At 60.9% G+C, this 8,233-nt stretch carries 7 protein-coding genes; 4 read left to right on the forward strand and 3 right to left on the reverse strand.

The annotated features are described in order from the left end of the window. Positions 1-161: 161 nt before the first annotated feature. Complete coding sequence (locus tag CT676_RS42340; protein ID WP_135217210.1) at positions 162-1,049, reverse strand: haloalkane dehalogenase; 888 nt, start codon at positions 1,047-1,049, stop codon at positions 162-164. Between the two features lie 317 nt (positions 1,050-1,366). Between CT676_RS42340 and CT676_RS42345 the strand changes: the two genes are divergently transcribed. Further along, positions 1,367-4,234: a winged helix-turn-helix domain-containing protein gene (locus CT676_RS42345; RefSeq protein ID WP_135217211.1), complete on the forward strand. Its 2,868-nt coding sequence runs from the start codon at positions 1,367-1,369 to the stop codon at positions 4,232-4,234. Between the two features lie 136 nt (positions 4,235-4,370). On the opposite strand, the gene CT676_RS42350 is transcribed toward CT676_RS42345, so the two are convergent. Then, positions 4,371-5,021 (reverse strand): NAD(P)H-dependent oxidoreductase, encoded by a 651-nt coding sequence (locus CT676_RS42350; protein WP_135217212.1) that lies wholly within the window; start codon positions 5,019-5,021, stop codon positions 4,371-4,373. Between the two features lie 203 nt (positions 5,022-5,224). Between CT676_RS42350 and CT676_RS42355 the strand changes: the two genes are divergently transcribed. The 3 genes from CT676_RS42355 (at position 5,225) to CT676_RS42365 (ending at position 7,656) form a co-directional block, all read left to right on the forward strand. Further along, positions 5,225-6,646 (forward strand): PLP-dependent aminotransferase family protein, encoded by a 1,422-nt coding sequence (locus CT676_RS42355; protein WP_135217213.1) that lies wholly within the window; start codon positions 5,225-5,227, stop codon positions 6,644-6,646. 127 nt (positions 6,647-6,773) lie between these two features. Beyond that, positions 6,774-7,229 (forward strand): carboxymuconolactone decarboxylase family protein, encoded by a 456-nt coding sequence (locus tag CT676_RS42360; RefSeq protein ID WP_063984223.1) that lies wholly within the window; start codon positions 6,774-6,776, stop codon positions 7,227-7,229. Positions 7,230-7,335: 106 nt separating this feature from the next. Further along, positions 7,336-7,656, forward strand: a complete 321-nt coding sequence (locus CT676_RS42365) for an SMR family transporter (protein ID WP_085401694.1) — start codon at positions 7,336-7,338, stop codon at positions 7,654-7,656. A 210-nt stretch (positions 7,657-7,866) separates the two neighbouring features. Here the strand turns inward: CT676_RS42365 and CT676_RS42370 are convergent. Next, a partial coding sequence (locus CT676_RS42370; protein ID WP_135217214.1) for a cupin domain-containing protein occupies positions 7,867-8,233 on the reverse strand: 367 nt, incomplete at its 5' end.

The following is an 8,233-nucleotide window of genomic DNA, read 5'->3' on the forward strand; positions in this document are numbered from 1 at the left end:
GGATCTGTCCGCGCCTTCAACGAAGCGTCCCATCCATATCCCCCATCAGGAAACGGAGGAATCGTAACCGACTCGTGGCTTTTCACACAGCCAGGGTCAAAATGCGAAGAACTCAGAGTGAGCCTTGATGATCCTGACATCGCAGCCCTGCATGGCCGCCATCAGCCCAACGCCTCCATCCAGCCGGCGACGGCCCGTCCGATCTCGTCCGGCGAATCTTCCCGGACAAAATGGAGTCCCGAGATCGTCACCTCGGTCTGTGCCGGGAGGCTGCGGGCCAAATCGAGAACCGGGCCATGGGCGAGGATCCCACCGGGCTCCGCCCTCAGGAACAACTTGGGTATATGGCTCGTCTTAAGCCAGTCGGCGTAGGCGGTCACGATCGCAGTCACGTCGGCGGGCTCGCCCTCGATGGGGATTTGCCTGGGCCACGTCAGCGTCGGACGCCGGCCCTCGCCGGGCTCGGCGAAGGGCCGTCGGTACTCCGCCATATCCTCGTCGGACATTTTGCGAAGGATGGCTCCCGGCAGGATCTTCTCGATGAAGAAATTGTCTCGCAAGACCATTTCCTCGCCTTTCTCGGAACGCAGCCCTTGCAAGGCGTGACGCATTTCGAACTTGTCCCAGTGGTCCCAGTATTGCGGCCCCATGATCGCCTCCATGTACGCGATACCCTTCACTGCCTCGCGGTGGCGGTTGGCCCAGTCGAAGCCGAGCGCCGAACCCCAGTCATGGATGACGAGGGTGACCCGTTCGCGCACGTCCAGGGACTCGAGCAGGGCGTCGAGATAGCGGCGGTGCTCGACGAAGCGATACGAGTTGGGACCGCTGTCAGGCAGCTTGTCGGAATCGCCCATGCCGATCAGGTCGGGGGCGATGCAGCGACCCAGCGGCTTCAGGTGCGGCAACACATTGCGCCAGAGATACGACGAAGTGGGATTGCCGTGCAGCAGTACGATGGGGTCGCCCTTTCCCACCTCCACATACGCCATCTCGCGGCCGAGGACCCGCCGCCGCTGCTTCTTATAGGGAAATGCCGCAGAGATCATGTTCGCTCTCCCGTTTACATTTGGGCGCAGCGACACCGCGAAGCCTGCGCAACAGCGCGCCGCTGGGCTCGAGAGTGATCTTACTAGGGCCTTGCATCAATCGCTTGCCCGCCATTGATGCTGTTATGCTAATCTTGCTCAGAAGATCACCCAAGCAGATGCTGGGTATCAAGCCATTGATATGCCGCGCGTTAAGCGGATAGTTCGACGGCGCTTGCCCACTGCCCAGATCAACGTTTAAGCTGCTTTCCTGGAGCGGTTCCCTGATCTGATGCTGAGAGTTTCTTAGGATTACTCAACCGACGGGGCAGGCCGTGATGGTGGAGCAAGGCCTACGAGCCGTCTATGAGTCGAACGGGTGGGAGATCGATCTTACCCAGCGTGAGCTGCGGTCCCGAGGTGTTTCCGTTCCGATCGGGAACCGCGCATTCGAGATTCTGGAGATTCTGGTTCAGTCGGGTGGCGAGCTTGTCACCAAGCGCGATCTTATAGATCGGGTGTGGCCGGTTGCGACGGTCGAAGAAAACACGCTCCAGATTCATATATCCGCCATTCGCAAGGCGCTTGGCGCCGATCGCGAGTTGTTGCAGACGGTGTCCGGCCGCGGCTATCACCTGCGCGGCATCTGGACCATGCGGCCAGCAACCGGACCGGGACATCCACTCTACCTAAAGGAAAGTGCGTCGGCGCAGCCATTAGCGTCGACCAACCTGCCGCAGCCGGTTTCAGCGTTGATCGGCCGCACCGCCGAGGTCGAGGAAATCTCGAAGCTTGTCCGTGCCGGCCGGCTCGTCACCCTGACCGGGGCGGGGGGCATCGGCAAGACACGGCTCGCGCTCGCGGTCGCCCGTGAACTGCTGCCGCATTTTCCAGAGGGCGTGTGGCTGGCCGAGTTCTCGCCGCTCGCTGATCCCAGTCTGGTTCCCATAGCGCTCGCTGCCGCGATCGGACTCAAGTTCGGCGGAGGTGAAATTTCGACGCAGCGCGTGGCGCTGGCACTGGCAGCGCGGCGCTTGTTGGTGGTGTTGGACACCTGCGAGCATGTGATCGACGCCGCGGCGAGGATGGCTGAGGGCGTGCTGCGAGCCGGATCCTCGGCTCAGATCATCGCAACCAGCCGCGAGCCGCTCCGGGCCGAGGGGGAGCAGGTCTACTGGGTGCAGCCGCTCTCGATTCCGACGGAGGACGCGGACGATCTCCTGGAATACGGCGCCGTCAGACTATTCATCGAACGTGCACGAGCAACCGAGGCAGGGGCGGTTCTGGATGGCTATCAGGCAAAGACGATCGCGGCGATCTGCCGGCGTCTTGATGGCATACCGCTCGCGATTGAAATGGCGGCGGCACGTGTCACGGCACTCGGTGTCGAAGAACTCGCCGCTCACCTTGACGATCGCTTTCAGCTGCTGACCGGAGGGCGGACGGCGCTGCCGCGGCACCAAACTCTGCGGGCGACCTTCGATTGGAGCTACGAGCTACTGACTGAGCCTGAGTTGGTGCTCCTCCGCCGGCTCGCGGTCTTCGCCGGTGCCATCGACCTGGAGGCGATCTGCGCGGTGGTAACGGGCGCCGGGATCGCTTTGCCGGACGTGGTCGATGGAATTTCCAGCCTGGTTTCGAAGTCGCTGGTTGTGGCGGAAATCGATGCCACCACGGCGCGCTACCGCTTATTGGATACGACCCATACGTATGCCCTCGAAAAGCTCGGCGAGAGCGGGGAGCGGGAACGGCTCGCACGTCGCCATGCCGAATATTACCGGGACTTGTTCGAGCGGGCTGAAGCGGAGCTGGAGATGCGCCCCACGGTCGACTGGATGGGCGACTATGGACGGCACATCGACAACCTGCGCGCGGCGCTGGGTTGGGCCTTTTCACCCAGCGGTGACGTGCAGATTGGCGCGGGGCTGACCGCGGCCGCAGTGCCCCTATGCGTCCATTCGTCGTTGCTGGAGGAATGCCGCGGCCGCGTGGAGCGGGCGATCGCCGCCCTTGGGGCTGCCGTCAATGGCGACGCGCGCCTCGAGATGAAGCTGCATACCGCGCTCGGTACGACCCTGATATTTGTCACCGACGCGAAAATTCCCGCGCTCGGCGAAGCCTGGACAAAGGCGCTGGAGCTTGCAGAGAGGCTTGACGATGTCGAGCACCAATTGCGGTCGCTGCTAGGCCTGTGGTTCTTTCACCGGGTTGCCGGCCGCCTTCGCGCCTCCTTGACCGCCGCGCAACGATTCAGCGCCCTTGCGGCAAGCCGGTCAAATTCCAACGATCGGCTGATCGGTGAGCGATTGATCGGCATCTCGCAGCAATGCCTCGGCGATCAAGCGAGCGCGCGGTATCACCTCGAACGCATGCTCGCGCACTATGTTCCTCCAGTCCAAAAGTCGCGGATCAGCCGTTTCCGGAGCAACCAGCGGGTGACCGCCGGCGCCTTTCTGGGCCGGACCCTATGGCTGCAGGGATTTCCGGATCGCGCAATGCACGTCACCGAAACATACCTGCATGAGGCATCTGCCAGCAGACACGTCAACTCGGTGTGCTACATCGTCGCCAACGCAGCATGCCCGATCGCGCTGTGGAGCGGCCATATGGATGTCGCAGACCATTACGTGGCAAGGCTGATCGACCTTTCGACCAGGCATTCGCTGATGCGCTATGTTGCCTTTGCCCGCAGCCATCAAGGACTGCTTGCGATCAAGCGCGGAGATACCCCCGGCGGATTGCCGCTGCTGCGGTCAGGCATCGACGAACTCGGCGACGAAGTCAACGCATCGCATCGCTATTTCCTGTTCGTTGGTGAGATGGCGGAAGGCTTGGGGCGCGTCGGGCAAGTGGGCGAAGGACTTTCGGTGGTACACGATGCGATCGCGCGCGCAGAGGAGACCGAAGAACGCTTGAGCATCGCCGAGCTGCTGCGCATCAAGGGCGAACTGCTGCTGTTGCAAGGTGCACCCGGCGCTGCGGCAACGGCCGAGGATCAGTTTTTCCGGGCGATGAAGTGGGCGAGCCTGCAGGGCGCTCTGTCCTGGGAACTACGCGCCGCCACAAGCTTGGGACAGTTGTTTCGCGATCAGGACCGACCGGCTGAAGCGAAGGCGCTGCTGCAACCGATTTACGACCGGTTTACCGAAGGTCTCGACACCGCCGACCTTAAGCGAGCAAAAGGTCTCTTGCGTGATCTCAGTTAAGCCAATCTCCGTTCTTAGCGAGGCTCTGATGTTTGGGGGAAGTTTTGCTTGCGCAATTGAGGAGGCAAGTACCTCAGCTTCCCGGGCGCTGTATTGGTCTCGCTGGTAGGGAATCCCGCGAGGTGCCGTTGCCCGTTCATACAGCTTGCTGAAACGCCCCCGTTGAATGGCGCGCGAAACGGAGGAAGAACCTCTGCACTGCCTGATCCGCTTTGGTTCGGGCTGCGACCAATGCATCAGGACCAAGGGCCGATCCTTCGACGGAGAAGAACGTCAAATCATGCAGCCCGATAGTACCGAGGATAGCTTTTAGATACGGCGTGAGAAAATCGGGCTGATGCGCGCGATCGCCGGAAAATCGTCCGCCCGAGGACACTGAGACAAAAACCGGGCGGTCGCGCAACGCCCCCAGTTTTCCTTGGGCAGTCACGTCGAACGTTCGACGGACTCGAACGACGTGATCTATCCACGCTTTGAGAGCGGCAGGCACGGTGAAGTTGTGCATCGGAGTTGCGATGACGACGAAGTCCGCGCTCTCCAGTTCCTGGATCAGTTCTTCGGACCGGGACATGGAACCCTCGACAAACATTTCCAGGTACGATCGCTCGGTCGCGCCAAGAGCAGTTGCGTAGCTTTCATCGATATCGGGGACGCCGCTGATCGGTCGGATTATGACGGTTGCCGTCGGCTCGCTATCCAGCAAGTAGCCGACGATTTTCTGAGATAGCCTGTAACTCTCCGAGGCTTGCCCGCGGGGGCTGCAAGTCAAATGCAGTATTTTCGTCATCTGCTTTCCAATCGCTGCTGTCCGAACTCTGATCATCAGCAAAGAGCAATTTCGGCCTGCATCCAAGGACCATGAATGAGCTTTGCGACTGGTCCATGATTTGCCGGCGCAGGCTCGACCGCTGCAGCGTGCGAGGAGTGGAGACCAATCCGAACCGTTATGGCATAGTGGGTTTTTTGTTCATCGAAAGATCGGATCGGGCCATGCCTGCCGCGAATCCCCGAAAGCTCCCGCCGCTTGATCCGAAGGCGGCAGCACCGTTCTACCGGCAGATTTACGATCGGTTTCGCGACGCTATCGCCACTGGAATGTTGAAGCCTGGTGACCGCATTCCGTCGGCACGGGCGTTGACCAAGGAATTGGGGCTGGCCAGAGGTACCATCGACACGGCTTATTCCTTGCTGGCCGCTGAAGGGTATGTCGAGGCGCGCGGGCAGGCAGGAACCATTGTAAGCCCAGACCTTACGCCGCGAATATCCATTGCGAACCCGACGCCGCGAGCGGATCCCCGGATGGATGCAGTCAGTTTTCGTCCGGATTCCATCCTGCCATTCCAGATGGGTTTGCCCGCCCTGGATGCGTTTCCCCGGAAGATCTGGGCGCGCCTTGGCGCGCGTAGTGCGCGGGCCATGCAGCCTTCCGATATGATCCATCCCCCTGTGTCCGGCTTGCCTTCGCTGCGTGCTGAAATCGCGAGATATCTCCAGGTCTCGCGTGGGATCAACTGCTCGCCGTCTCAGGTGTTCGTTACCTCGGGATACCGCCAAACCGTGGAACTGATCGGTCATGCCCTGCTGAAGGCGGGCGATCGCGTCTGGCTCGAAGACCCGGGATATCCGCCCACGCGAGAAATTTTCGAATATATGCAGATCGAAGGCATCTCGGTGCCGGTCGATGCGGAAGGCATGGTCGTTTCCGATGCCGTCAAGTTCGCGCCCCGGGCGCGCGCAGCGGTGGACACGCCTGCGCATCAGAGCCCGCTCTGCATGTCCCTGTCGTTACCCCGGCGTCTGGCGTTGTTGGACTGGGCCGCGCGAAACAAGGCATGGATCATCGAAGACGACTACGATGGCGAATACCGCTATGTCAGCCGCCCCCTCCCTGCATTGAAAAGCCTCGATCGTGACGGGCGGGTGCTCTATGCGGGTACCTTCAGCAAGGTACTTTTTCCAGGCATGCGGCTGGCCTATCTCGTCGTGCCGGAAGCGCAGGTCGAGCGGTTTGAGGAGGTCACCGAAAGCCTTTCAACCGGCTCTCCGGGGCTTACGCAAACCATCGTCACTTCATTCATCGCCGAAGGACATTTTGCGCGCCATATCCAGCGGATGCGGAGGCTCTATGCCGAGCGCCGCGCGGCAACCGCGGCAGGGCTGGAAAGCGTGCTGGGAAAAAATGTGCGAATAGATCTACAGCCGGGGGGCATGCACCTGATCTTGCGTCTGCGAGGCAACCGTTCAGATCGCCGGCTCGCTGCGAGCATGCGGGAACAAGGCCTGTACGCGGAGGCACTTACGGATTGGACGAGGCGCAATGATGGGGCTTCCGCCCTTCTTTTGAACTTCACGAATATCGCCTCGCGGCGCATGGCCGAAAATTTCGGACGGCGCATCTTGGGATTGATGTGACTGAAGTTCGAGCGTGATCTGCTGGATTATGGAAATCATGGCCCAGCTACAAACGCCTATCATGGTCCTTCTTGAATAGGCCAAGATGCGAAACGATGGAATCCTTCAACCAGATGAGGATTCGATCATGAACAAGCGCATCGATTACGCCAAGGCTTCACCGGAAGGCTTCAAGGCTTTTGGAGGGGTCTACGTCTATCTTCAAAAAAGCGGCCTTTCAAAGCAACTTGTCGATCTCGTGTATCTGCGGGTTTCGCAGATCAACGGCTGTGCCTACTGCATCGATATGCACTCCCGCGACCTGCTCAAGTCTGGTGTCGCCGCGGACAAGCTCGTGCTGGTGCCTGTGTGGCGAGACGCGGGGGAAGTCTTTAGTGAGCGCGAACGCTCTGCGCTGGCCTGGACCGAAACTGTGACGAGGGTGGCCGAAACCGGCGTTCCCGATGCCGACTACGAGGCCGCCGCCGGCGAATTCAGCGACAAGGAACTCGCTGACCTCACCTATGCCATCGGCTTGATGAGCGCTTTCAATCGACTGGGAATTTCGTTCCGCTCGATTCCCGCTGCCGCCAGTAAGGCTTGAGGCGCCCATCAGCAAGCATGTCGCGCATGGAATCCTCCATGCGCGTCCAGCCCCTCACAAGCGGCCCGGCCGTAACGCCCGGTGACCAGCGAATGGATTGACCCACATGGCATGGATGATATTGGCCTCCGCCGGCCTTCTCGAGATCGGATTCGCCTTCGGCATGAAGTGGTCCGCAGGCTTCACGCTGCTGATACCCGCGCTGTTTACGGCTGCCACCGGTTTGTCGAGTATCTTTCTTCTCTCGCTGGCGCTCCGCACACTTCCCGTAGGAACGGGGTACGCGGTCTGGACCGGTATCGGTGCCGCGGGTACCGCCGTTCTGGGTATCGCAGTGCTGGGCGACTCTGCGTCGCCGGCGCGGATACTTTGCATTGCTTTGATTGTGGCCGGCGTGATTGGACTAAAGCTTGTCTCTGCAAACTGAGGATGCCACTGACGCTTGGGTGCCCGTTTCGGCCTGACCGTTTGATGCTAAGGCGGATCCGGCGACCACCAACGCAGGGCGGCCCAGGTCAGAACATTCATGGCGTTCTCCTTCTGCAGCCGGAGATGGCGCAATCTTGCCGGCGGTCCGCCAGCGGCCTGCCCACCGGGCGCCGGACGAGTGCGCCGCGATTCACTCCGACTTGGGCGGTTATTCCGGCACGACCAGAGCCTTGTTCGTGCGCAGCGCGCTCATCACCTTCGGATCGAGTTTGAGATGGGCTTGCACCAGTCCCGGCGGTGTTGCCGCCATCCAGGTATCGAGAGAGAAGTCGATAAAGCGGTCACTCTTGAACGTCTCGAGAAATCGAAAGTTGGTCGAGCCGGTATTCTCGAGATAGTGGCCCATCGCCACCGGGACGTAACCAACGTCACCGGCCTGCAGATCAAATGTGCGCGCCTGCCCCTGGCCGGCAAACACACCCATGCGCGCCTGTCCCTCGATGACGTAGAGCCACTCGTCTCCGTTAGGGTGCCAGTGCACCTCGCGCAATCCGCCAGGTTCGAGTTCAACCAGG

Origin of the sequence: Bradyrhizobium sp. MOS001, assembly GCF_004634465.1 — a bacterium.
GTDB lineage: Bacteria > Pseudomonadota > Alphaproteobacteria > Rhizobiales > Xanthobacteraceae > Bradyrhizobium > Bradyrhizobium barranii.

Excerpts from the sequence above, each read along its gene's own strand:
- CT676_RS42360 (WP_063984223.1), top strand. The coding sequence starts at position 6,774 with ATGAACAAGCGCATCGATTACGCCAAGGCTTCACCGGAAGGCTTCAAG.
- CT676_RS42350 (WP_135217212.1), bottom strand. The coding sequence starts at position 5,021 with ATGACGAAAATACTGCATTTGACTTGCAGCCCCCGCGGGCAAGCCTCG.
- CT676_RS42345 (WP_135217211.1), top strand. The coding sequence starts at position 1,367 with ATGGTGGAGCAAGGCCTACGAGCCGTCTATGAGTCGAACGGGTGGGAG.
- CT676_RS42365 (WP_085401694.1), top strand. The coding sequence starts at position 7,336 with ATGGCATGGATGATATTGGCCTCCGCCGGCCTTCTCGAGATCGGATTC.
- CT676_RS42340 (WP_135217210.1), bottom strand. The coding sequence starts at position 1,049 with ATGATCTCTGCGGCATTTCCCTATAAGAAGCAGCGGCGGCGGGTCCTC.
- CT676_RS42355 (WP_135217213.1), top strand. The coding sequence starts at position 5,225 with ATGCCTGCCGCGAATCCCCGAAAGCTCCCGCCGCTTGATCCGAAGGCG.